Source organism: Methyloglobulus sp. (assembly GCF_040079455.1).
Lineage (GTDB): Bacteria > Pseudomonadota > Gammaproteobacteria > Methylococcales > Methylomonadaceae > Methyloglobulus.
This window is the reverse complement of record NZ_JBEBKJ010000007.1, coordinates 13065-37251: the sequence shown is the minus strand read 5'-3', so window position 1 is coordinate 37251 and position 24187 is coordinate 13065. Positions and strand designations below refer to the sequence as shown.

The window sequence follows — 24187 nt, the reverse complement described above, 5'->3', positions numbered from 1 at the left end:
CTCCTTCAAATCCCACAATGAACCACGGCGGAAATATTTATCGGTTTGCTCAATATCTTGGCTGTCTGCCGGAACAGGTAGTGGATTTTTCTGCCAACATCAATCCCGAGCAAGCGGTGGATTTGGATTGTTTGCAGAAAGTTCAGTTTGAGCCTTATGCCGACCCTGATTACGGCTTGTTGAAACAGGCGCTTAAAGTCCGCTATCCGCAACCAGTGGACGTTGATATTGAGGTATTTAACGGTGCCAGTGCCGCTATTTTTGCCTTATTGCGGTGGTTACAACCCAGAGATCTGGTTTTATACACGCCTTTGTATGGCGAATATGCCCAGATTGCTGGACACTTGGGCTGTACGTTGCATAACATCAATCGTTTCGATTCTCTAGCTATGGCTGTTCCCAAGAACAGCACTGTGATATTTGTTAACCCATCTACGCCGGATGGTCAGCTTTATGATATGCGGGCATTATTAACACAGTGGCAGGCGGCAGACTGTACGATTATTGTTGATGAGTCATTTTTAGATTTTTGCGTGGCGGATTCGGTTGTCAGGCATAGTACGCAGTACGATAATCTGTATGTGATCAAATCGTTAAGCAAATTTTACGGTTGCGCGGGAATACGTATCGGCTTTATTCTAGCGGCAGCGCAAGCCATCAAGGCGCTGAAACGCTTTGAACCGGCATGGAAACTATCCAGCTTTGATATGGCATATATGCAGCAAGCTTTAGCAAATGCGGCATTTATTGAACAAACACGGCAGCAGACAGCGCATCGACGCGATTTGCTCGGTCAAGCATTACAAGCTTCCAACTTGTTTGTGCGTATTTATCCAGGGCAGGCCAATTTTTTACTGGCGAAGCTGGCTAATGACGGTAATGGTTATCAGTTACAAGAGCGGTTGGCTGCTTCGCGATTATTGATTCGAGTTTGCGATAGTTTTGTCGGGCTGGATAAAAGCCATGTCCGCTTTGCTGTAAAAGATGAAAACGCAATAGCGCAACTGGCAAGCTGTTTAAGCGATATTCCCTTGTGAAGCCATTAGCTGTATTGGGTACCAGTTCGGATGCCGGCAAAACCACTCTGGTGATGGCCTTGTGCCGTATTTTGGCAGACTGGGGCATGAAAGTCGCACCGTTTAAAGCGCAAAACGTTTCCAACAATTCCGCCGTCACCCAAGAAGGCCGGGAAATATCCAGGGCGCAATGCTTGCAGGCGGAAGCAGCCCGTGTTGAACCGAGTTACCTGTTTAATCCAGTGCTGCTCAAATCGCATGGCAACGGTTCCGTGCAGGTCATTGTTAACGGGCTGGTTTATAAAAAGCAATCCATTGTCGATTATTATGCTGAAATAGATCATTTAAAAGAGCAGGTTAAACAGGCCTTTTCTTTGCTACAGCAACGCTATGATTTAGTCATTGCAGAAGGCGCAGGTTCACCCGTCGAATTAAATCTGCTGCATAAAGATCTTGCCAATACCTTTGTCGCCCTTACCTTTAATACCAAAAATATCCTGGTGGCGGATATTGAACGCGGCGGCGTATTTGCATCGATTTACGGCACGCTGGAACTCATGGATCCGGTCATGCGCGGCAATTTGATTGGCGTGGTCATCAATAAGTTTCGCGGTGACCGGCACTTTTTTGACGAAGGTGAAAAAATTATCACGGAACGCTTCGGCGTGCCGGTTTTAGGCGTGTTGCCATTTATGCCGCTGAATATCGACATGGAAGATTCCCAGTCATTGCGTAATTATCAGCAACGCTTGGGTGAGATTAAAATCCGCATTGCAGTTATCGTTTATCCTGGACTCAGTAATTATAACGATCTGGATGCGCTGATGGCTGATGCGGAGCTGTATGTTGAGCTGATTCACGCGTACCGACCATTGGCAGGCTTCGATATGGTGCTGTTGCCGGGTAGCAAAACGGTCATCCGCGATTTGCAATGGCTGAAAGCGCAAGGCTTATCCAAGGAAATTCAGCAGTTTAAAAAAGCTATTTTCGGGATTTGCGGCGGCTATCAAATGCTATGTAATCACTTACATGACCCTGATGCGGTGGAATATGAAACCGCTTGTGTGGAAACAGGGTTGGGCTTTATTGACGATAATGTGGTCTATCAAAATCCTAAGATACTTACACGCGGACAGTACCCACTGTTTTCATATCCGGCGATTAGGGGTTACGAAATCCATTGCGGACGCATGGCTAAATATCCTCTGTATTTTCAGGAAGGTTGTATAGCAGGTACACATATTCATGGTGTTTTTGATGATGATACCTTTCGCGGAGATTATTTCAAAGGCATCAATCCTGATTATCAGAGTTATGCTTATGGTGCTTATCGTGAACAGGAAATACAGGGTTTTGCCGATAGCGTCGCAGAAAATTTGGATATAAATACAATTTTAAAAGCCTTGCAGGCAGACTAATGTTTTTTGAATTGGCGATGTTAGCTTATCTGATCGATATGATATTCGGAGAATTGCCCTGTAAACATCCGGTGGTGTGGATGGGCGATTTTATCAACGTCTTTGAGCGGCGATTTTACAGCAACCGGATTTTACCCGGAGCATTATTGGTAATCAGCCTGTTATTATTGACCCTGTTAATTAGCATCACACTGGTTTATCTGTGCGGATTTTTACCCGTATATCTGTCTTTTTCGATATTAGCGATATTGGCTTCAACGGGGTTGGCGATGAATATGCTCCATGCCTCTGTCGCGGCGATTTTAACCTCTGAACAACCCAGGCAAGCCTTAAGTTTTCTGGTTAGCCGTGATACGGAGGCAATGACCGAAACTGAAGTATATAAAGCAGCCCTAGAAACCTGGGCGGAAAACCTCAGCGATGGCGTAATCGCACCCTTGTTTTATCTGCTGTTGTTCGGCTTGCCAGGGATTGCTGCGTACAAAGTCATTAATACGCTCGATTCCATGATTGCCTACAAAACCGAGCGTTATTTCTATTTTGGTAAAACAGCGGCTATTCTGGACGACATTGCCAATTTCATTCCGGCACGACTGACGGCAATGCTGATAGTCTTGCTGGCAGCAGATAAGCAACGTGCCTGGCAATATGCTTTACGTGACGGCAACAAACTAGAAAGCCCCAATGCCGGCTTCCCTATTGCCGCACTGGCGGGCGGGTTAGGTGTCGGTTTAGCCGGAGATGCTTATTATCACGGGCAATTAAAACATAAACCCACATTAGGATCGCGGCTTAATCCAGTCAATCACAATACACTGGATCAGGCATTGAAAATGAAAACAGGAATAAATTTTCTTGTTCTGACCGTATTGACGATTGGCATCTGGCTCTCATAAAACTGCTTTATCTGCAATAATGCCGCAATACCCAAACCCAGGTAATCAATGTCCGTCTACTCCGCCGTAACGCATACTCAACTTGATCAGTTTTTCAGTAATTATCCGTTAGGGGAGGTACTTAGTTATGAAGGCATACAAGATGGAATTGATAATACCAACTACTTTGTAACGACCACGGAAGGTGAATTTGTCTTAACGCTATTTGAGTCGCTCAGTGCGGACAAGTTGCCGCATTTTGTCAATTTATTGCTGTATCTTGGCAAAAACAATCTACCTTGCCCCAGCCCCAGGCTTGACAAGCAATCCAGACCCTTGGGCTTGCTTAACAACAAACAGGCTGCGATATTCAACCGGTTTCCAGGAAGTGCTGTTTCAACACCGTCCATTAAGCATTGTCATGAAATTGGCTTGCATTTGGGTAGGCTACATCGTCATACACAAAACTATGCTTTTCCAATCAACAGCAATCATGATTTACGCTGGTGTAAAAGCGTGTTTAACAAAATAGAGAGGCATTTAACTGTTGTAGATCGGGCGTTAATTACTGACGAGCTGCGTTTTCAGGCTAGTAATCAAGCAGTCGATCTACCCAAAGGCGTAATCCACGGCGATTTGTTCAAGGATAATGTTTTGTTTATTGATGATAAACTCAGCGGATTGCTGGATTTTTACAGTGCGGGTACTGGCATATTAGTACTCGATTTAGCCATAACGGCTAATGACTGGTGTCATGATGACGGGGTTTGTAATCCCGAAAAGCTGGCCGCCCTGTTGTCCACCTATGAAAGGGTGAGACCTCTGGAATCATCAGAAAAACAAAATTGGCCGATCCAGCTAAGAGCCGCCGCGTTGCGTTTCTGGCTATCTCGTCTGGAACATCAGCTCTATCCCCGTGCTGGCGCAATAACCCAGCAAAAAGACCCGCTGGTTTTTCGGCAACTGCTCTGGCAATATCGACAGCAACAGAAGCCTCTTTGAGGCAGCTTTAGGCAACTAGCTTCTATTACAAAGCAGCTCCATTTATTTCGATTTTATATGGGAAGAAGGTTTATACTTCCCCCGTATTGCCACTCTAACCTATCCAGTTATTAGCTGGTTTGCCGAATTAGAATTATGTACAAGATTTTTTTTGGCCTTACAAAAAAACCATTTTCGCTGAGCCCTGACCCCAGCTTTCTGTACTTAAGCCCCAATCACAAGAAAGCTCTGACCACTTTGAGATATGGTCTAGTAAGTCAGGCCGGCATCACCGTCATCACCGGAGAAATTGGATCAGGTAAAACAACCTTGGTGATGACGATATTAGAAAAGATAGAAAAACAGTGCGCTGTTGGTTTGATTGTCAATACCCACAGTGAGTTTGGCGATCTCTTAACCTGGGTGCTGGCTGCATTCAATATTCCGCATGAAACCAAAAATAAGGCAGAACGCTACCAAATTTTTATTAAATTTTTGGCTGAAGAACACAAAAAACAACGGCGTGTGATCTTGATCGTTGATGAAGCACAAAACATGGATATAGGAACATTGGAGGAGTTAAGGCTGCTATCCAACGTCAATATAGCCGAACATATAAAATTGCAGATGATACTGGTGGGGCAACCCGAGCTAACCGATAAGCTAAACAAACCGGAACTGGTTCAATTTGTCCAACGTGTATCCATTGATTACCATTTGGAGCCGCTCAGTTTTGATGAAACCCAAAAATATATTGCCTACCGCTTACAAGTGGCAGGTGGCGATCCGGCTATCTTCAATGAAGCTGCGACGGCTGCTGTTTATTACTATACCGAAGGTGTGCCACGGCTAATCAACAATGTATGCGATCTAGCGATGGCTTTTGCTTTTGCTTCCGAGACCAAAAGAATTGGCTGGAAAACCATCGTTGAAGTGGTGAACGAAAGAAAAACGGGGGGTATCAGACGATTTAAGGAAGCCCTCTCAACTGAATCCAGCCTGATGGATCGCGCTACAGAAGCCGAAAGACTTCGCAGAGCCATTCTGGATAAAACTAAAATTGATATTTCAAAGTTCTTTGATTATCTTTAACTCGATAAAAATCAATCGACTCTGGCACCGGCACCATTGACTCGACGGCTTGATAGAAGCTGAAAACGCCGACAAAGAATTTTTCGGCAGGGCGCGCGTTAAGGCCGTGTTCTTGCAAAATGCCGAGGAGACACCGCAACCATCATTGAATCACTCTTTGCAGAATTACGGCAATTTAGTCAGAGAACCGCTTTTGATGATGATATTACGCTGATGGTTTTTGAATGCGGTTGAAGCGTGCCGTTTCGGAAAATTGATTAGTTAACTTGTCTGTAGATTTTTTGTTAAAGTGCAAAGATTGCGGCAACACCGAAATGTTAGGGACAGGTTATACCAATACTAATAAATTCTCATTGCTACCTTCTCCAAAGGGACAAGGTAGGGGTTGTTCTCAATTAAGATGTTTTTTAATAAAAATCAATGTGTTATAAAATAATTGATATTTTGAAAATTCTTTAAGTTCAATAGGTTATGGTTAATTGAGTACAGCCCCTAGGATGAGGGAGACTCATATAACAAAATGTTGGGGTTCGTACCTCACCGCCAACCTACAAAATACCCAACATACGGGATGTAAGCACAGCCCCGTCATATCTGACAATACGAGGAATCCGTAATATTCTTGTGCGAATATCAAAACTCGGCATTTGCAAAAATAACCCCATTGATTGCACAGGGTAGCTATTTTTGATTGTTTTTATTGCTATGTTGAAAAGCAGCAGGGGCAATGGTTAAAACATATAAAATGACTGAGAAAATTGAATAAGTCATTAACGCTTCGGTAAATGGCATATGTAAGGGGGTAAAGCCTACAAGCATTGAGATAAGCGCCTGAAATAAAACTATACCCACTATCCAGAATTTTTTATAGGCCAAATAGAACGATGTATTTTCAAAACATTTTGTGAGGTACAAAGGTATGGTTGCGGATATACCTACTAAAAGTGCATACCAAACAACAGAAAAAATTATTCTCGTTGTTGGAGATAAAGGAGGGTATGACTCCCCACTAAGTTCACTTGCAAACCATCCTTCTATCGGAAAACCCAGAAAAAAAATTGAATCTGTAACCGATGAGCAAGCTGATAAAAGGATGCAACAGAGTAAAAAAACTATTTTTACTCTGAAATGTTTCTTGCTGGAGTTGTTAAATGTAATTTGAGACATATCAATCCTCAGATTCGTGTCGCACAACATATCGGAATTATTTTCCATGGCCGAAAAAACATAAAATAACGGCGTTCTTTGCCCAAACAAAAGAGCGCCGTTAGGTTTTAATCACTAAGCCTTAGTTGATCACCGGTTGAAACTTCGTGGGTTGCAGCCTAGTCCAAACTTTTCTTGTAAATACCCCAGGGGTAGTCGTTTTCTGTAAAGTTGCCTTAAGAACCTGGTTGACATGCCCTGATGGCGAAATAAATTTTATTTCAGGTATGGATAATATGCCACTGGCGCTAAGTGTTGTCGATATTTTGGATGGTGTAGTCGTCACTTTCAGGCTAGCGGCTTGCTGGAACCTGCCATCGGGCAATAGATTAAATGAACCGGTGAGAATAGCGCCGTCGTATCTTACAATGCGTGGAATCCTCAATATTCTGGTACGGCTATCAAAACTCGGCATTTGCCCGTAATAAACCCTGACCGCCAATTTATCTAAAGGGCTTAGATCAATCCTTCCAAAATACCTATTCCTGCAATAGTTCATCATTGAAAACGGATCGTAGTCGGTAAACAATGTATTGCCAAGTGTGTCGAACGTGCCGGACACGCCCGGAATGGTTTGCTTTACTGGAATATCATTTATATGACAACCGCCATGTAGTATTACTGAAGGGTCATCCGACCTATTTTGTTCGTGTGCCAAACCCAAGATATGGCCAAATTCGTGGATAGCCGATGATTGAATACAGGTCTCAAGAGTTGCCTTGTTGTCCTGTTGACATCTTGCCAGAATAGTTTTCTTTGGAGAAAACAGAGGGTCGCTAGTAGCGCTAACGAGAGTTTTCATCGTAAAATTCAACAGCATGACACCAACTCTTGCATTTCCTTGTGTGCCAAGTGCAGCCCTAGGCGAGTTTTTATTGTCTGCAACGGCAATCCTAATGCCACTAGATGCAGAGGGTAAGCACTGCCCCCAACCGATAAATTTCGCCAATGAATCTTTTTGCCACGTAACGGTAATGGCATCTTTAACAAGTTTCCTGTTTACCGCAGTAGATTGGCTAAATTTCTCCCAGCAAACGGGGATGTCGTAAGCTGGAACATGTTTTAATAAGGTTGAGCCATTGTACGGCCAAAGGACGGTATCCAAAAAGAACGCCTTCGCCGTCGGCGTTGCAACAATAGGCGGGTTAACCGCCGCCTGAGCGGAAGCCGTTAGTAACATAATGAGCAGGGTACAGATTTTATACCTTATTGTCATGACGGTATCCTCTAAGTTAAGTTGATTTTTCTGTATGAAACAAATCTCTAGATTTAATTGGGCTAATGCAGCCAATGCTATGAAGCAAATGAAGCGCCGTGTTTGTGTAATTATGCAAACACAGCCTAACTTGTACGCAAAGTCTTTCATGCTGTCAATATTTTTCTAACGATCAAAATACAGAGCCGCTCTCTGCTTAGCCTGTTTGCTTAGTCCAACAATCGTAAGTAATATCAATCCCAAAAAGTTGTTATATAAATCCCCTCATCCCGACCTTCTCCCTCAAGGGAGAAGGGGTAGATACTTGTGTAGATACTTATGCCCTTTGGAGAAGGGATCAATGAGAACTTATTGGGATTGGTATAAGAGCGGTAGCGAAGCCCACCAAAAATGGCAGTACGGTCTTATGGATATTGATGGGATGAATTGAAGGCCGTCAAACTGATAAACTTTGGATTAGCCGCACAGGAAATTCTTACATTGTAGATTGTAGGGTTTGCGTGTCTCGGCAACCGCTCCATCCATTATTGATTTATTTCAATGTTCCACGACCCCAATGCAAAGCCACTAAATCCATAACGTGTAATGTCTTAATCACTATTTAATACTAAGAGCGTACTATGCTGCTGCCTACTGTAACTTATTGACTGTTTGCCTACGAAGCATCTAAAAAAATAATCCACCCTTATTTATATGACATCCCTATTACTTACTAAAAAAAAGATTGTTGAAAATCAAGCGATGATGGCCGCATTTATACGTAGGCCAATATGAATAAATACTTTCCTTTCACCAGAAATTGCTCAAAAATCGGATTTGTCTGTGCAGTATTATTGGCGATTAGCCTACTAAGCGGCTGTGCTTCTGAGCCACTGCAATTAAGTCCCGCCCGTGCAAAAACCTATCATAGCTCACGTCATTTAAGTCACCATCATAGACGGGCTAGCAAGCGCTCTTATCGGATTAAAGGCAAGACCTACCACCCTATGATTTCCGCTGAAGGTTATAGCGAAACCGGTATAGCGTCCTGGTATGGTTCGGAGTCAGGCTCGAAAACTGCGATGGGTACACACTTTTCGCCTGGGGGCATTTCTGCAGCGCATAAAACGTTGCCGCTTCCCAGTAAAGTTCGGGTGACTAATCTACACAATGGCAGATCAATAGTTGTGGTGGTGAATGACAGGGGGCCATTTAAAAAGAATAGGATAATTGATCTATCGCAGGGTGCCGCAAGAAAAATTGGTATGAATGGGCTGGCTAAAGTCAAAGTCGATTATTTAGGTCGTGCCGATTAACGGAGTGATGGGGAGTTTAGGTGTTTTGTTACTGGCTAAAAAACAAGGATTAATCGTAACAGTCGAACCATTACTTAAACGTTTGCGTTACTCAGATATTTTCTTTAGTGATCACTAAACCGAGCGTACTTGCGTTCGCTCTTTAGCCACATTCGCAATTGCCAATATTCACCACGTTTATAGATTACTGTATCATCAAAGATTTGCTCTTCATCATCGTTAAAGTTTTGCCATTTTTAATGGCATAGTCGGGCTTAGGGTAACTACGTTTTTACGTGAATACAGGATCGCGTAACTTTACGTGCAACTATAATTTAAAAAAACAACAAAAACAATGGGTTATAAATTTTGTGAACCTTTTGTGAAACTTTTTATATGATTATAATCAATAACTTAAGATTATTATTTTACTCCCATTCAATTGTAGCAGGAGGTTTTCCAGAGATATCATAGGTGACGCGAGAGATCCCTGCAACTTCGTTGATGATGCGGCGGGAAACCAGGTCTAGGAATTCGTAAGGCAGATGCGCCCAGCGCGCAGTCATGAAGTCTATGGTTTCTACGGCGCGAAGTGCAATGACGTAGTCATAACGGCGACCATCACCCATGACACCTACCGACTTTACGGGTAAAAACACGGCAAACGCCTGACTGACTTTGTTATAAAGGTCGTGCTGATACAGTTCTTCAATAAAGATGGCATCCGCCTGACGCAACAAATCGGCATAGGGTTTTTTGACTTCGCCCAGAATTCTTACGCCCAAACCAGGCCCGGGGAAAGGGTGACGAAACACCATATCCGAGGGTAAGCCTAACTCCAGGCCAATTTTTCTCACCTCGTCTTTGAATAACTCACGCAACGGTTCGACAAGTTTTAACTTCATGTTTTCCGGTAAGCCACCCACGTTATGGTGGGATTTGATAAGGTGTGCTTTGCCGCTTTTGGAACCTGCCGATTCAATCACATCGGGATAAATCGTGCCTTGCGCCAGCCACTTTGCATCGCTTATCTTTCCGGCTTCCTCATCGAATATTTCAACGAACAGGTTGCCAATGATCTTACGTTTTTGTTCAGGATCAGCAACGCCATTCAGGGCATCAAGATAACGTTGCTCAGCATTTACTCGGATAACCTTAACGCCCATGTGTTCGGCAAAGGTTGCCATAACTTGGTCGCCTTCATGTAGGCGCAGAAATCCGGTATCCACAAACACGCAAGTCAACTGATCGGCAATCGCTTTATGCAGTAAGGCTGCAACGACGGAGGAATCAACGCCGCCCGATAGGCCCAGAATGACGTGGTCGTTGCCCACCTTGGCGCGTACCGCTTGGATGCTATCGTCAATAATGCTGCTGGCTGTCCATAAGGCTTCGCAACCACAGATTTCAAGGACAAAGCGAGACAGGATGCGCGTACCTTGTTTGGTGTGGGTGACTTCAGGATGAAATTGCAAGGCATAGAGGTTTTTTTCTTCATTGGCAATACCTGCAATGGGCGCGCCATCGGAGCTTGCAATCAGTTTGAATCCTTCTGGTAGCTCAACAACCCGGTCACCGTGGCTCATCCAGACATCCAGCAAGCCAAAACCTTCGGGCGATAGATGGTCTTCTATGCCTAATAATAATTTAGAATGTCCCCTCGCCCTGATTTGAGCGTAGCCGAATTCCTTGTGGCTGGAGGTTTCGACTTTGCCGCCCAGTTGCTCGGTCATGGTCTGCATACCATAGCAAATACCTAAAACTGGTACACCCAGTTCAAACACACAAGTAGGCGCTCTGGGTGTATCGGTGCTGGTCACGGTTTCAGGGCCACCAGACAGGATAATACCGTTAGGTAAAAACTGTTTAACCTCTTCATCCGTGCATTCGCACGAGTAGATTTCGCAGTAAACGCCGATTTCACGAATACGCCGTGCGATTAACTGGGTATATTGAGAGCCGAAATCTAGGATGAGGATTTTGTGGCTGTGGATATTGTTAGATGATTGTTTCACGGTAAGTTTAATTTAATGTTTGCGAAAAGCTAAACGCCCTCTCTTGCTGGAGAGGGAGAATCACATTGATTATTTTGAGTTTTCGTAAAAATGTTTGGTTTTACTATCAAGGCCAGTGTTTTTGTACATAAACCAATCGAGTTATTCCTTGTGGAGTCGTTCCGTGTGTGTATGAAAACATATACCCACCCCAGGATTCAACAACCTTATTTCGTTGGCAACATCTTACGGGTTACGTTTTCAATCAAAATCAATTGACTCTGACCCACTCTACTGCCCCACAGTTTAATAAGAACATGACTTAAATCTCTTTAATTTCAATAAGCCGTTGAGTTTTTTAAGGGAAATAGACATCAATTCTCACACTGAAAATCTTCACTCTGCTAACGCTATATTTCCAATATTTTCAACAAAGGTCTCCCGTTAACCTGCCATCATTGCCACAACGTTCACTTTCTCCTGATATTTAGAATTTGACAATCAATCGTTTGATTTATATTATACGAATAAATCAATCGTTTGATTATTAAATTTCCCAATTTAAGTAAGCGAGAAAGCATGGTTCAACCCAATAGTAACGAAGCAAAAAATAATACTGCACGCAGCAAATTGGTTATTGCGGCGTTGCATCTCTTTGCTGAAAAGGGGTTTGAAGGGGCTTCTACCAGAGAAATCTGCGAGCTGGCGGGGGCGAATATTTCAGCCATCCGCTATTACTTTGGTGACAAAGCCGGGCTTTACCGGGCGGCATTTACTGAACCAATGGGCGATGCCCCGTGCAACTCCAATATAGAAACTTACGCTAGCTTACCCTTGCCTGAAGCACTTACATTGTTTTTCAGGGAATTTCTTGATCCGTTAAAACGCGGCGAGGAATTGAGATTAGTCATGAAGCTGCATTTTCGGGAAATGATTGAACCTACCGGTGTTTGGCAGCAAGAGATTGATGCTGAAATCAAGCCTCAACATGAAGCCATGGTCTCTTTGCTAAAACAGCATTTAGGACTCAAGCGCGTTGATATTGACGTGCACAGGTTGGCATTCGCGATTATCGGCATGGCAGTGCATTACTATGTCGGACACGACGTGGTTGCCGCTATTTCCCCGCAGCTTTTAAGCACACCTAAAGGGATTGATACCTTGGCTGATCGTCTGGCGGGATATGCTGTTGCTATGATTGAAGGCGAAGCTAAACGCCGATTGTCGGAGTTAGACGATGAAGACAATTAATGTCTGGTTAAACCTGATCGCTTTACCTTCGTTATTGTCAGCTTGCGGCTTTAAAGCCATCCGGTTAACTACCGTTGGCCCCGATTACCATAGCCCAATTCCATCAACGCCTAGTCGCTGGTACGCAAAACAGTCTACTACGAATGATAGCCTAACCACTTACCGAAGCAATTTATCACAAGGATATTCATGAACAAAGGAAAGCCAGTCGCACTATGGATCACATTAGTCTTGATCATTGGTGGTGGTATAGCCATTGTAGCCAGCAAGCAAACGCCAGTACCAATTGCCGCTACCGTTACTCGACCTGCGCTTAGCGTATCTTCCATTCAGCCTAGCATACGCGATATGCCTTTAACATTGAACGCGAATGGTTCTGTGGCAGCATGGCAGGAAGCAATCATTGGTGCTGAGGTAAGTGATCTGCGTTTAAATGAAGTCCGCGCCGAAGTCGGTGAAGCAGTCCGCAAAGGACAAGTATTGGCTGTTTTCGCTAACGAAAGCGTATTAGCCGATGTAGCTCAAAGCAAAGCGGTTTTAGCCGAAGCCGAAGCTAATTTAACCGATGCCCACCTGAATGCTGATCGCGCACGGCAAGCTGGACCTTCTGGCGCTTTAAGTAAGCAACAAATAACTCAATATCTGACTACAGAAAAAACGGCTAAAGCAAAAGTAGAATATGCTAAAGCGCAATTGGACAGCCAGCTTTTGCGGCTACGGCACACACGTGTTATTGCCAGTGATGACGGGGTAATCTCCTCGCGGACTGCAACGTTAGGTGCTGTGGCTACGCCCGGTCAGGAATTATTTCGATTTATACGGCAAAATCGCCTGGAATGGCAAGCGGAAGTGACTGCGGCTGAAATGGCACAATTAAAGCCCGGTATTGCGGTTTCAGTTGTCATACCCAATGTTGCAACTGTTGAGGGTAAAGTACGGTTTTTGGCATCGACGTTGGATACCCAAAACCGTAACGGCCTCGTCTATGTCGACTTACCCAATGCTGCTGCCCAAGGCTTACGCTCAGGCATGTTTGCCCAAGGTGAATTTCAGCTAGGCAGTCAATCAGCACTGACCATCCCACAGGAAGCCTTATCTTTGCGCGAAGGCTTTAGTTATGTTTTTCGATTGGGTAAGCAAAGCAAGGATCAAGCTCAGGTGACTCAGGTCAAAGTACAACTGGGTCGGCGGTCGGGAGATAGTTATGAGATTCTCTCAGGGCTTAAACCTGAAGACAAATTAGTCGCCAGCGGTGCTTCTTTTCTGGCTGATGGCGATAGCGTACGGCTGGTGCAGCGATGAATGTTTCAGCTTGGTGTATCCGTAATCCCATTCCGGCGTTGATGCTTTTTGTGCTGCTTACTTTTGGCGGTATTTTTAGTTTTAAGGCCATGAAGATCCAGAATTTTCCTGACTTAGATCTGCCTACTGTAACCGTTTCCGTTAGTCTGCCAGGCGCATCGCCCTCACAGATGGAAACGGATGTAGCCAGAAAAATAGAAAATTCACTAGCCACCTTGCAAGGCTTAAAACATATCGTCACTACCGTACAAGACGGAAGTGCCGCCGTCGTCGCCCAGTTTAATTTGGAAAAACCTGTACAGGAAGCCGTGGATGATGTCCGTTCCGCAGTGTCCAAAGTACGCGCTGATTTGCCAGCCGATGTGCGAGACCCCGTGGTAACCAAGCTGGATCTTGCCAGTTCGCCGATACTGGCTTACACGGTTGCGTCTTCTCAACGCGACGAAGAAGCACTGTCTTGGTTCGTTGAGGACACGCTTGCTAAACGGCTGCTGTCCGTTCGCGGTGTCGGCGAGGTAAAACGCGTGGGCGGGGTCAACCGAGAAATAAGCATTGCCCTAGACCCTGCGAAACTCCAAGCATTAGGCGCGACAGCCGCTGATATTTCCCGCCAGTTACGCCAAGTGCAGCAGGAAAGTTCAGGTGGGCGTGCTGATTTAGGCGACGGTGAGCAACCTGTGCGTACCTTGGCTAATGTGACCTCAGTGGAAGAACTGCGGCCACTGGAATTGTCGCTTGCCGATGGTCGGCGTATCCGACTCGATCAAGTGGCCACCATTAGCGACACTGTTGCTGAACCACGCTCATTGGCTTTGCTAAATGGCAAGCCGGTGGTGGGTTTTGAAATTACGCGTAGCCGAGGTGCGAGCGAAGTCGAAGTCGGCGCGGGCGTAAAAAAAGTATTGGCTGATATCCAGCTAAACAATCCTGATATCGAATTCACCGAAGCGTTCAATTTCGTAGTTCCAGTTGAAGAAGAGTTTCAGGGCTCAATGGCCTTACTTTATGAAGGAGCTTTACTCGCAGTCTTGGTGGTCTGGCTGTTTCTGCGCGATTGGCGAGCCACCTTTGTTTCTGCCGTGGCCTTGCCGTTGTCAGTTATACCGGCATTTTTGGGTATGCACTACTTTGGGTTTTCGCTCAATGTCGTCACCTTACTGGCATTGTCTTTAGTCATCGGCATCCTGGTTGATGATGCGATTGTCGAGGTGGAAAACATTGTACGACATCAGCAGATGGGCAAAAAACCCTATCAAGCGGCTATGGAAGCATCAGACGAAATTGGGCTGGCGGTCGTCGCCACCACGTTTTCCCTGGTTGCGGTATTTTTGCCGACAGCGTTTATGAGCGGCATAGCCGGACGTTTTTTCAAGCAATTCGGTTGGACGGCATCACTGGCAATTCTTGCATCACTGGTGGTCGCACGAATGCTTACCCCCATGATGTCGGCTTACATCTTACGGCATACGGAACAACATGCACCGCCAGATGGGCGCATTATGCGTAACTACTTAACTTTGGCGGCTTGGTGTCTTAAACATCGCGTTATCACTATTGCCGGTGCAATAGCATTTTTCGTGGGATCGTTATTCCTGATTCCCTTATTGCCCAAAGGTTTCATACCGCCGGATGACAATCCACAAACACAGGTTTTTGTGGAATTGTCACCGGGAGCTACGTTGGCACAAACCCGTGCTTCCGCAGAAGCCGCACGTAAGCTTGTGGCAAGTGTACCCTTTGTGAAAAGCGTTTATACCACGATTGGTAGCGGCTCCGTCGGCACTGACGCACTGGTTGCAACCCAATCTGGCAATGAAGTACGCAAAGCAAGCTTAACCGTGTTATTGGCTAATCGCCAAGATCGGCCCATGCGTAAGCAAATTATTGAGCAGAATATCCGTGAAGCATTACAGGTATTACCTGGAGTGCGTACCAAAGTCGGTTTCGGCGGTTCTGGGGAAAAGTATATCTTAGTTCTTAGTGGCGACGAGCCGCAAACTTTATATGCTGCTGCTCGTGCTGTTGAAAAAGATTTACGCACGATAAAAGGGCTGGGCAACATCGCCTCCAGTGCCGCTTTAGTGAGACCGGAAATAGCAGTCATCCCTAATTTCGCCCGTGCTGCCGATTTAGGCGTTACCTCCGCCGCCATTGCCGAAACTTTACGTATCGCCACCGTGGGCGATTACGATATATCTTTACCTAAATTCAACCTCGCGCAACGCCAAGTACCTATCATGGTGAAACTCACTGACAATGGTCGCAAGGATCTGTCCGTGCTGGAACGACTAGCCGTGCCTTCGAGTAAAGTGGGTATTGGCCCAGTAATGGTAAGTCAAGTCGCCAGCCTGGGATTGTCCAGCGGCCCTGCGGTCATTGACCGATATGACCGTTCCCGTAACATTAATTTCGAAATCGAGTTATCAAGCCAGCCGTTGGGCGATGTCACCAATGCAGTACAAAACCTGCCCAGTATTAAATCGCTGCCTGCTGGCGTGAAGCAAATTAGCATGGGCGATGCTGAAATGATGACTGAACTTTTCAACAGTTTCGGTTTGGCTATGCTGATTGGGGTATTGTGTATATTTATCGTGCTAGTCTTGTTATTTAAAGACTTTCTGCAACCGATCACTATTCTAGTGGCTTTGCCGCTATCGTTCGGTGGCGGTTTCGTTGCGCTTTTGCTGGCGCAAAAAAGTTTCTCCATGCCATCATTGATCGGACTCATTATGCTTATGGGCATAGCCACTAAAAACTCCATACTGCTGGTCGAATACGCCATCGTTGCCAGACGGGATCACGGCATGAACCGAATCGATGCCTTGCTGGATGCCTGCCACAAACGCGCCCGTCCTATCGTCATGACCACCATAGCTATGGGTGCGGGTATGTTGCCAATTGCTATTGGGTTAGGTTCAGCGGATACCTCCTTCCGCAGCCCGATGGCGGTTGCTGTCATCGGTGGCCTAGTAACTTCCACACTGCTTAGCCTGCTGGTTATTCCCGTGGCTTACACCTATTTGGATGATCTTAAGAGCGTGTTTACGGGTTTATGGCTGCGCTTTGCCTCGGCTAAAAAGCCTGAAATAAGTTAAAAACTAAGCGACTCTCCTGATTAGCAAGATTCTTCAGTCAGAAAATCGAGTTTTAAAAATCCAGTAACTCATTAAAATCTACGGATTCAGAATGGCTTGATTTGTCTACGCCAAGCATTTCCAGAGCCAACAAAGCCATCTTTTTTGAGCCTCCACCTTCGCCAAGCTGATGTTTTACCTGAAGCAGGTCTTGACAAATTTTCTCAGCATAAGACTTATCTTCCAATATCTTGCTTATTTCTGCGGCCAAATTTTCAACGTTTGCCTCATCTTGGATTAGTTCTTTAACGGCTAATTTGCCCAGCATAATATTCGGCAAACCAATAAATGGTGTTTTTACCAGCCAACGACCCAGCCAGTAGGTAAAAGGGGACAGTTTATAAGCAATGACCATAGGTACGCCCAATAGCGCAATTTCAAGGCTTGCAGTGCCGGATGCGGTCATAATGGCATCGCAACATTGGATGACATCGTAGGGCTTATGTTTGATGACGGTAATCATTAACCGCGCCGACCTTAAATGTTGTTCCAGCAGGGTATCGGGGATTGAATCCGCTTGCGGCAATAAGAAGTGGATGCCAGGAAAGCTGTCTTGAAGTTGATGGGCTGCCGCTAACATAACCGGTAACATGCGTTCTATTTCATTAGCGCGACTGCCGGGTAAAATCCCAACCACGGGGTTTGTTTTGTTCAAACTAAACAGCTTGAAATCATCCGCCTTAGTTCGTAAAGGCCGGACTTTATCCACAGAAGGATGCCCAACATAACGTACCGGCACACCCTCAGCTTCGTAATAGGGAACTTCAAATGGGAAGATTACCGCCATCATATCGATGACTGAGCCGTATTTTTTTACCCGACCCGCACGCCAAGCCCAAACCTGCGGACTGACATAAAACAAGACTTTAATCCCGTTTTGCTTGGCAAAACGCGCCAATTTGAAATTAAATTCCTTATAATCCACGCATACTAGCAAATCAGGTCGTTCTGCCAGTAAAAGCTTTTGCATGGATTTTAATGTTCGGAGGATTTCTGCAAAATGTTTGATGACCTCAACTACACCGATCACCGCGATAGCAGATGAATCATAGCGAATATCAATACCTGCCTGCGCCATTTTTGTGCCGCCCATACCGATACCTTCAATATCAGGCTGATGCTTTTTTAGCTCCACAAACATGCTGGCGGCATGTTGGTCGCCTGATGATTCGCCGGCACTGAAAAAGATTTTAAACGGCTTATGTATCATGTTGATTTTTAGGTTATTTAGCAAAATCGTGGTCTTGGTTCGGTTAATCAGCCGAGACTTCTCTAATAAATTAATCGGGGTTATTGGTTAATCTCAAGAAACTTATATGTAACTTATTGTCAAACAGGTGTTTTTTCACAAACTATCAGACTTTAGCATAGTGAATACCAACAACCACTTAAGCTTTCCATTTTACAATACTCAATTATACAAAAAGTAGACAATCTTATTAGAAAAGGTGGAGAATTAAGCGCATACAAAGACAGATAATATCGTCTATACATCATCACCCTATCAATCACCGATAAGGATAAGTGTTATGAAAACTGAACATACCCCTTTAAGCCCTGTCTTCATCGTCTTTTTCATGATTCTTTTGTACACACAATCCGCAAGCGCATTGGACAGTAAGAATTTCGCAGGAATTAAGTTTATCTTCATCCAATCCGGTTGTTTTCAAATGGGTAATGACAAGCCGGCAACCGACCGAACCGTGGGCGAAAAACCTAGCCATCGGGTGTGCGTAGAAAAGCCATTTTACATGGGCGAAACTGAGGTGACGCAAAAACAATGGCAAGATGTTATGGGCAATAACCCCAGCAAAAGCAAAGTCGAAGATAAACCGGTAGACAGGGTAAGCTGGAATGACACCCAGGAATTCATCCAAAAACTGAACGCCAAAGACAACGGTAAATATTTCCGCTTGCCAACCGAAGCCGAATGGGAATATGCCGCAAGAGCTGGTAGCGATGATGATTATTGCTATGGCGACAATCCAAAGTCACTGGCAGATTATGCTTGGTTTGGTAATCTAGGCTACAAGGGCACTCCTCACGAAGTCGCACAAAAAAAGCCTAACGAATGGGGGCTGTATGACATGCACGGCAATGTCTGGGAATGGGTGCAAGACTGGTACGATGGCACTTATTACAGCAACAGCCCAGCAAACAATCCACAGGGGCCGGACACAGGCAAATACCGTGTCAATCGCGGTGGTAGTTATATTGGCAAAGCCACTAACCTGCGTTCCGCCGTGCGTTTTAGCGCGTTACCGGTAACCCGTACCCACGATTTAGGTTTTCGTTTGGTTAGGCAACTTGATTAAGCGTTGTTGCCTCATACCAATCCCAATAAGTTGTTATTTGAATTCCCTCATCCTAACCTTCTCCCACTGGAGAAGGGATAATATGTGAACTTATTGGGATTGGTATTAGATAAAACTATGCTCTAATCACTATAAGAAAATTTGTTGAGTATCAGAGGCTGCCATGAGTGTGAAACCATTGGCTGAGATGTACTTATGTTAGTATCTGGGTTTTGAATGAAGTTGTTGAGGTCGGCGAGAAGCACTTAGTTTGACTGTAGCGACTATATCATGTACACATGACCGACACACACCGCTTCGCTTTGGTAGTTTTGCTTATTCTCAATAGCTTTCGTTACTTTATCGACCAAGTCCTTCGAATATCGATTTGTGTCCATAAAGCAATTTACTCCGCATTAACTTAGCCAAAAAACTGAAAACCTACTTTAAGAATTACCCTGGTCTAGCTTGAACACTGCATGTAAGGTTCTAACTGCAAGCTCTAAATATTTTTCTTCTACAACTACCGAGATTTTGATTTCGGACGTTGAGATCATCTTGATGTTGATGCCTTCGTCGGCCAATGCCTTAAACATGGTGTTGGCAATGCCAGCGTGGGAACGCATACCGACACCGACAATGGAAACTTTAACAAGGCTGTCGTCGCCCGTCACTTTTTTAGCGCCCAGTTCCGCGCAGGTAAGTTCCAGCGCGGCTTTGGCGCGTTGATAATCATTGCGGTGGACGGTAAAAGTAAAGTCGGTAGTCGCATCATCGGCAATATTCTGGATAATCATATCCACTTCAATATTGGCATCGGCGATGGGGCTGAGAATTTTTGAGGCAATCCCAGGCCGGTCAGGAACACCGCTGATGGTCAATTTTGCTTCGTCCCTGTTAAACGCAATTCCTGAAATTAATGCACTTTCCACTTCTGATTCCTCGTAAGTAATAAGCGTCCCCGCGCCTTCCGTAAACGAAGACAACACTCGTAAGGGGACATTGTATTTTCCGGCGAATTCTACCGACCGTATCTGTAAGACTTTTGACCCCAGGCTGGCCATTTCCAGCATTTCTTCAAAGGTAATTTTATCCAACCGGCGGGCTTTGGGTTCTACGCGCGGGTCGGTTGTATACACGCCGTCTACATCGGTATAAATATGACATTCATCGGCTTTTAATGCAGCCGCTAAAGCTACAGCCGTAGTGTCGGAACCGCCACGTCCCAAGGTTGTGATATTGCCTTCTTCATCGACACCCTGAAATCCTGCGACCACGACAACGTTGCCCTGATTTAGATGAGACCGCATACGCTGGTCGTCTATACTAAGTATCCGCGCCTTGGTATGGCTGCTGTCGGTCAGGATTTTCACCTGCCCACCCGTATAAGAACACGCCGCGCAGCCGATATTATGTAAAGCCATGCTTAACAAAGCGACGGTGACTTGTTCGCCAGTGGATACCAAGACATCCAGTTCTCGTTCAGTCGGTTGCTGCTGCATTTCTTTTGCCAGACCAATCAGGCGATTGGTTTCACCGCTCATGGCGGAGACGACGACGACAATCTGGTTACCTGCATCTTGGGCAGCTTTGACTTTTTCTGCAACGGCTTTTATGCGTTCGGTTGAACCGACCGATGTACCGCCGAATTTATAGACGTAAAGTGACATCTTTGTGTTTATTTCCTTTACTTAATAAAGTATTGAATAATCGCTTTAAACCAAAAACTGATGAATAAACGAGTTATATAAAAAAATGTGTAGATTTACCAACATGTCTTGGTATCGGTTTAGGTATCTTTTGCACAGTTGCTATTAATAGTATCCCCAGGAAAAAATAGTCCTACTTGCCTCAATTTATGCCAAAAGCTCAGAATCCATCGAAAATGGTCATTATTCTTTGGTAGCTCCTTGTTTAAGAAATCAAGCAAATCTATCGCTAATTCCTGCCATTCCATTTCAGTAGATTGATCGGTTAAGTTAACAGTAATCCCAAGTTCGTCAAAATAGGCTGCATAATGGTCTTCAATGTTTCTGACAAGGGGACGATTCGCAATTGAGCTAACGCCCATAAGAACCCTGCTAATGATAACTTCATCGTGATCCATAAAACCTAAAATTCTGTTATCTATTAAGTCAAAATTAAGTGTTGAAATTCGACTAGTTATGTAACTTCCCAGCAAGAAATCACATTAATCTATTAACCGCTGTTGCACCCAAGCCGGAACTTGAGCTAATGCTGCTGCCAAACCAGATGGGTCATTACCACCCGCCATCGCCATATCAGGGCGACCCCCGCCTTTGCCGCCCACTTGGGTAGCAACAAAATTGACCAGATCCCCCGCTTTTATCTTGTTCATTTGGTCTTTTGAAACACCTGCCACAAGGCTAACTTTATCGCCTTCAACGACAGCCAAAACAATAGCAGCACTGCCCAGTTTGTTTTTTAACTGATCGACCATATCACGTAGGGATTTAGGATCAACCTGATTCAACTTAACGGCCAAAACTTTTATTCCTGCGACCTCTATCGCTTGTGCGCTTAGATCGTTACCTGCTGAACTAGCCACTTGGGCTTGCAGTTTTTCCAATTGTTTTTCGAGAGCTCTGGTTTTATCGAGCAATTGCTCTACTTTCTCTGCGGTCTTTTCGGGTGCACTTTTCAACAATCCGGCAATGATGTGAAGTGTCTTATCTCGACTGGCTATCCATTCCATAGCACCATTGCCTGTTACTGCTTCAATGCGTCTAACTCCAGCAGCAACGCCGGTTTCACTAATGATTTTAAAGCAGCCGATGTCGCCAGCACGTTCGACGTGAGTGCCACCGCACAATTCAGTTGAAAATTCCCCGATTTTTAAAACCCTGACTTCATCACCGTATTTTTCGCCGAATAAAGCCATCGCTCCAGCTTTTACGGCATCGTCTTTCGCCATGACGGTTGCGGAAACAGGATTATTCAGCCGGATTTGTTCATTAACCATGCGCTCAAGCACATTGATTTGATCGTCGGTAATGGGTTCAAAGTGGGAAAAATCAAAGCGTAGACGTTCGGTATTCACTAGCGAACCTTTTTGTGCAACATGCTCGCCCAGGACTTTCCTGAGTGCGGCGTGTAGCAAATGAGTTGCTGAATGATTGAGTTCGGTTGCTTTTCTGTTAGTCGCATTGACTTGAGCAACACAGGACTGGCCTTTGGCGAAACTGCCTGAAATTAATTTGCCCTTATGTAAAAACAGGTTGCCGCCTTGTTTTTGGGTATCGCTTACCTCAAAAATAGCACCATCCGCCACAATTCGTCCGCTATCTCCAATTTGACCACCGGATTCGGCATAAAATGGGGTTTTGTCCAATACCACCAAGCCTTCCTCGCCTGAGCTAAGACTGTCAGCTTCCTTGCCTTCTTTGTACAACGCGATAATTTGAACCTGATCGTCCAAATGCCCATAACCCGTAAATTCAGTTTGGCCTTCCAGCTTGATTTCTTGGCTATAATCCGCACCAAAGCTACTGGCTGAACGAGATTGTTTGCGTTGCCTTTCCATAGCTAAGTTAAATGCGTCAAAATCAACGGTTACGTTACGTTCACGACAGACATCGGCTGTAAGATCAACTGGGAATCCATAAGTATCGTAGAGCTTGAAAGCAATTTCGCCGTTTAGAATTCCTTCGCTTTTTTGAGCAAACTCTTCTTCTGAAAGAATTATACGGATTAAGTTTTGTGGTTGCTGGGGAAGTGCCGAATAAATATTCAAATATGATTGCTCTGTACTATGTTTATTCAATTGGTTAGGAGTTACAAGAAATAGAACCTTAGATTGCTCTGTATCTCTTGTAAATAAATGTCTAAACATTTCAGCCATATCTGTTCCTTGGAACAGAAAAATATCTACTCTTTCGCTAACGCCATTTCTCTCCCCTATCCAATGATGGAAATTGGGATGAGAGACAGGAAATGGCTTTAAATTTCCAACTGCAATTGTGTTAGTCAGATTTGTTATTTGTATTTCAAACAAAGCACGATTAAGAAGATTCATTCCATTGTCTAATGTTTCATTAAAATTTTCTTCTTCTTTTTTGAGAACACGTTCAATCTGAGCTTGGGCAGATTTCAATTCAGGATAAGCACCGCCCATTTCCTCTGCCAAAGGCGCAACCAGCTTATAAAAAAAGACATCCTGAATACCTAACCGATAGCCATGCCTAATCGCCCGGCGAATGATACGGCGCAGAACATATCCTCGGCCTTCATTGGATGGCATCACGCCATCGGCAACCAGAAACGCACAGGAACGGATATGGTCGGCAATCACCCGTAACGAACTTTGATCTAGATTTGTAGTTCCAGCCAAATCAGCAGCGGCTTTTAGCAATTTCTGGAACAGGTCGATTTCATAGTTGCTATGCACCCCTTGCAAAACGGCGGCAATTCGCTCCAGTCCCATGCCTGTATCGACGGACGGTTTTGGCAGCGGTGTTAATGTGCCGTCAATAGAACGGTCGTACTGCATGAAAACGAGATTCCAGATTTCGATGTATCTATCGCCGTCTTCATCAGGCGTTCCTGGTGGGCCACCGAAAATGTGTTCGCCGTGGTCGTAGAAAATTTCCGTGCAAGGGCCGCAAGGGCCGGTATCGCCCATCGACCAGAAATTATCTTTGGCCCCAATTTTTGAAAGCCGTATAGGGTCAACGCCAATATCATCCAGCCAGATTTTTTCGGCTTCCGCGTCTTCTTCAAAAACCGTTACCCACAATTTTTCAGCAGGAATTCCTAATTCTTTTGTCAAAAAATCCCAAGCGAAATGGATGGCTTCCGTCTTGAAATAATCACCGAAACTGAAATTACCCAGCATTTCAAAAAAAGTATGATGCCTTGCCGTGTAACCGACATTTTCCAGATCGTTATGTTTGCCACCTGCGCGTACGCAGCGTTGGCTGGTCGCAGCCCTTACGTAATCGCGTTGCTCACGACCAAGAAACAGATCCTTAAACTGCACCATACCGGCATTGGTAAATAGCAATGTTGGATCGTTACTTGGAACCAGCGAGCTGGAAGGCTGAACTGAATGTCCACGCTGGTGAAAAAACGCCAGAAAAGCCGAGCGCAATTCCGCGCTAGTCATTTTTTTCAT

Annotated in this window: 19 protein-coding genes; 12 read left to right on the top strand and 7 right to left on the bottom strand. The window is 44.9% G+C overall.

Annotation, left to right across the window (positions count from 1 at the left end; translation table 11 throughout):
- Nucleotides 1-17: 17 nt before the first annotated feature.
- From ABL924_RS03050 to ABL924_RS03025, 6 genes are all read left to right on the top strand, one after another.
- Nucleotides 18-1037: an aminotransferase class I/II-fold pyridoxal phosphate-dependent enzyme gene (locus ABL924_RS03050; RefSeq protein WP_349025596.1), complete on the top strand. Its 1020-nt coding sequence runs from the start codon at nucleotides 18-20 to the stop codon at nucleotides 1035-1037.
- The gene (locus tag ABL924_RS03045; protein ID WP_349025595.1) at nucleotides 1034-2434 is read left to right on the top strand and encodes a cobyric acid synthase; all 1401 of its coding nucleotides are present in this window, start codon (nucleotides 1034-1036) and stop codon (nucleotides 2432-2434) included. The genes ABL924_RS03050 and ABL924_RS03045 overlap by 4 nt, the downstream gene beginning before the upstream one ends.
- Nucleotides 2434-3330 (top strand): adenosylcobinamide-phosphate synthase CbiB, encoded by an 897-nt coding sequence (gene cbiB, locus ABL924_RS03040; protein ID WP_349025594.1) that lies wholly within the window; start codon nucleotides 2434-2436, stop codon nucleotides 3328-3330. Before ABL924_RS03045 ends, cbiB begins: the two co-directional genes overlap by 1 nt.
- Nucleotides 3331-3378: 48 nt before the next feature.
- Nucleotides 3379-4311 (top strand): homoserine kinase, encoded by a 933-nt coding sequence (locus tag ABL924_RS03035; protein WP_349025593.1) that lies wholly within the window; start codon nucleotides 3379-3381, stop codon nucleotides 4309-4311.
- A gap of 135 nt (nucleotides 4312-4446) precedes the next feature.
- Complete coding sequence (locus ABL924_RS03030; RefSeq protein ID WP_349025592.1) at nucleotides 4447-5382, top strand: AAA family ATPase; 936 nt, start codon at nucleotides 4447-4449, stop codon at nucleotides 5380-5382.
- 49 nt (nucleotides 5383-5431) lie between these two features.
- Nucleotides 5432-5596 carry a hypothetical protein gene (locus tag ABL924_RS03025; RefSeq protein WP_349025591.1) on the top strand — a complete coding sequence of 55 codons (165 nt, stop codon included), beginning with the start codon at nucleotides 5432-5434 and terminating at the stop codon, nucleotides 5594-5596.
- A gap of 467 nt (nucleotides 5597-6063) precedes the next feature.
- Here the strand turns inward: ABL924_RS03025 and ABL924_RS03020 are convergent, their stop codons facing one another.
- The gene (locus ABL924_RS03020; RefSeq protein ID WP_349025590.1) at nucleotides 6064-6549 is read right to left on the bottom strand and encodes a hypothetical protein; all 486 of its coding nucleotides are present in this window, start codon (nucleotides 6547-6549) and stop codon (nucleotides 6064-6066) included.
- Nucleotides 6550-6670: 121 nt separating this feature from the next.
- Nucleotides 6671-7804, bottom strand: a complete 1134-nt coding sequence (locus ABL924_RS03015; RefSeq protein WP_349025589.1) for a hypothetical protein — start codon at nucleotides 7802-7804, stop codon at nucleotides 6671-6673.
- Between the two features lie 770 nt (nucleotides 7805-8574).
- On the opposite strand from ABL924_RS03015, the gene ABL924_RS03010 reads away from it, so the two are divergent.
- Nucleotides 8575-9099: a septal ring lytic transglycosylase RlpA family protein gene (locus ABL924_RS03010; RefSeq protein WP_349025588.1), complete on the top strand. Its 525-nt coding sequence runs from the start codon at nucleotides 8575-8577 to the stop codon at nucleotides 9097-9099.
- Between the two features lie 407 nt (nucleotides 9100-9506).
- On the opposite strand, the gene guaA is transcribed toward ABL924_RS03010, so the two are convergent.
- The gene (gene guaA, locus ABL924_RS03005; RefSeq protein WP_349025587.1) at nucleotides 9507-11093 is read right to left on the bottom strand and encodes a glutamine-hydrolyzing GMP synthase; all 1587 of its coding nucleotides are present in this window, start codon (nucleotides 11091-11093) and stop codon (nucleotides 9507-9509) included.
- Between the two features lie 558 nt (nucleotides 11094-11651).
- On the opposite strand from guaA, the gene ABL924_RS03000 reads away from it, so the two are divergent.
- Genes ABL924_RS03000 through ABL924_RS02985 form a run of 4 tightly spaced genes read left to right on the top strand, consistent with a single transcriptional unit; the run spans nucleotide 11652 to nucleotide 16720 of the window.
- Nucleotides 11652-12323 (top strand): CerR family C-terminal domain-containing protein, encoded by a 672-nt coding sequence (locus ABL924_RS03000; protein WP_349025586.1) that lies wholly within the window; start codon nucleotides 11652-11654, stop codon nucleotides 12321-12323.
- Nucleotides 12310-12516, top strand: coding sequence for a hypothetical protein (locus ABL924_RS02995; RefSeq protein WP_349025585.1), 207 nt, complete (start codon nucleotides 12310-12312; stop codon nucleotides 12514-12516). Before ABL924_RS03000 ends, ABL924_RS02995 begins: the two co-directional genes overlap by 14 nt.
- Nucleotides 12513-13625 carry an efflux RND transporter periplasmic adaptor subunit gene (locus ABL924_RS02990; RefSeq protein ID WP_349025584.1) on the top strand — a complete coding sequence of 371 codons (1113 nt, stop codon included), beginning with the start codon at nucleotides 12513-12515 and terminating at the stop codon, nucleotides 13623-13625. Before ABL924_RS02995 ends, ABL924_RS02990 begins: the two co-directional genes overlap by 4 nt.
- Nucleotides 13622-16720 carry an efflux RND transporter permease subunit gene (locus ABL924_RS02985; protein WP_349025583.1) on the top strand — a complete coding sequence of 1033 codons (3099 nt, stop codon included), beginning with the start codon at nucleotides 13622-13624 and terminating at the stop codon, nucleotides 16718-16720. The genes ABL924_RS02990 and ABL924_RS02985 overlap by 4 nt, the downstream gene beginning before the upstream one ends.
- Before the next feature lie 52 nt (nucleotides 16721-16772).
- On the opposite strand, the gene lpxB is transcribed toward ABL924_RS02985, so the two are convergent.
- Nucleotides 16773-17969, bottom strand: a complete 1197-nt coding sequence (lpxB, locus tag ABL924_RS02980; RefSeq protein ID WP_349025582.1) for a lipid-A-disaccharide synthase — start codon at nucleotides 17967-17969, stop codon at nucleotides 16773-16775.
- A gap of 319 nt (nucleotides 17970-18288) precedes the next feature.
- On the opposite strand from lpxB, the gene ABL924_RS02975 reads away from it, so the two are divergent.
- A complete protein-coding gene (locus ABL924_RS02975; RefSeq protein ID WP_349025581.1) occupies nucleotides 18289-19074 on the top strand; it encodes an SUMF1/EgtB/PvdO family nonheme iron enzyme in 786 nt (261 codons plus the stop codon).
- Nucleotides 19075-19499: 425 nt separating this feature from the next.
- On the opposite strand, the gene ABL924_RS02970 is transcribed toward ABL924_RS02975, so the two are convergent.
- The 3 genes from ABL924_RS02970 to alaS form a co-directional block, all read right to left on the bottom strand.
- Nucleotides 19500-20723 (bottom strand): aspartate kinase, encoded by a 1224-nt coding sequence (locus tag ABL924_RS02970; RefSeq protein ID WP_349025580.1) that lies wholly within the window; start codon nucleotides 20721-20723, stop codon nucleotides 19500-19502.
- A 119-nt stretch (nucleotides 20724-20842) separates the two neighbouring features.
- Nucleotides 20843-21160 (bottom strand): hypothetical protein, encoded by a 318-nt coding sequence (locus ABL924_RS02965; RefSeq protein WP_349025579.1) that lies wholly within the window; start codon nucleotides 21158-21160, stop codon nucleotides 20843-20845.
- 84 nt (nucleotides 21161-21244) lie between these two features.
- The gene (gene alaS, locus ABL924_RS02960; RefSeq protein WP_349025578.1) at nucleotides 21245-24187 is read right to left on the bottom strand and encodes an alanine--tRNA ligase; all 2943 of its coding nucleotides are present in this window, start codon (nucleotides 24185-24187) and stop codon (nucleotides 21245-21247) included.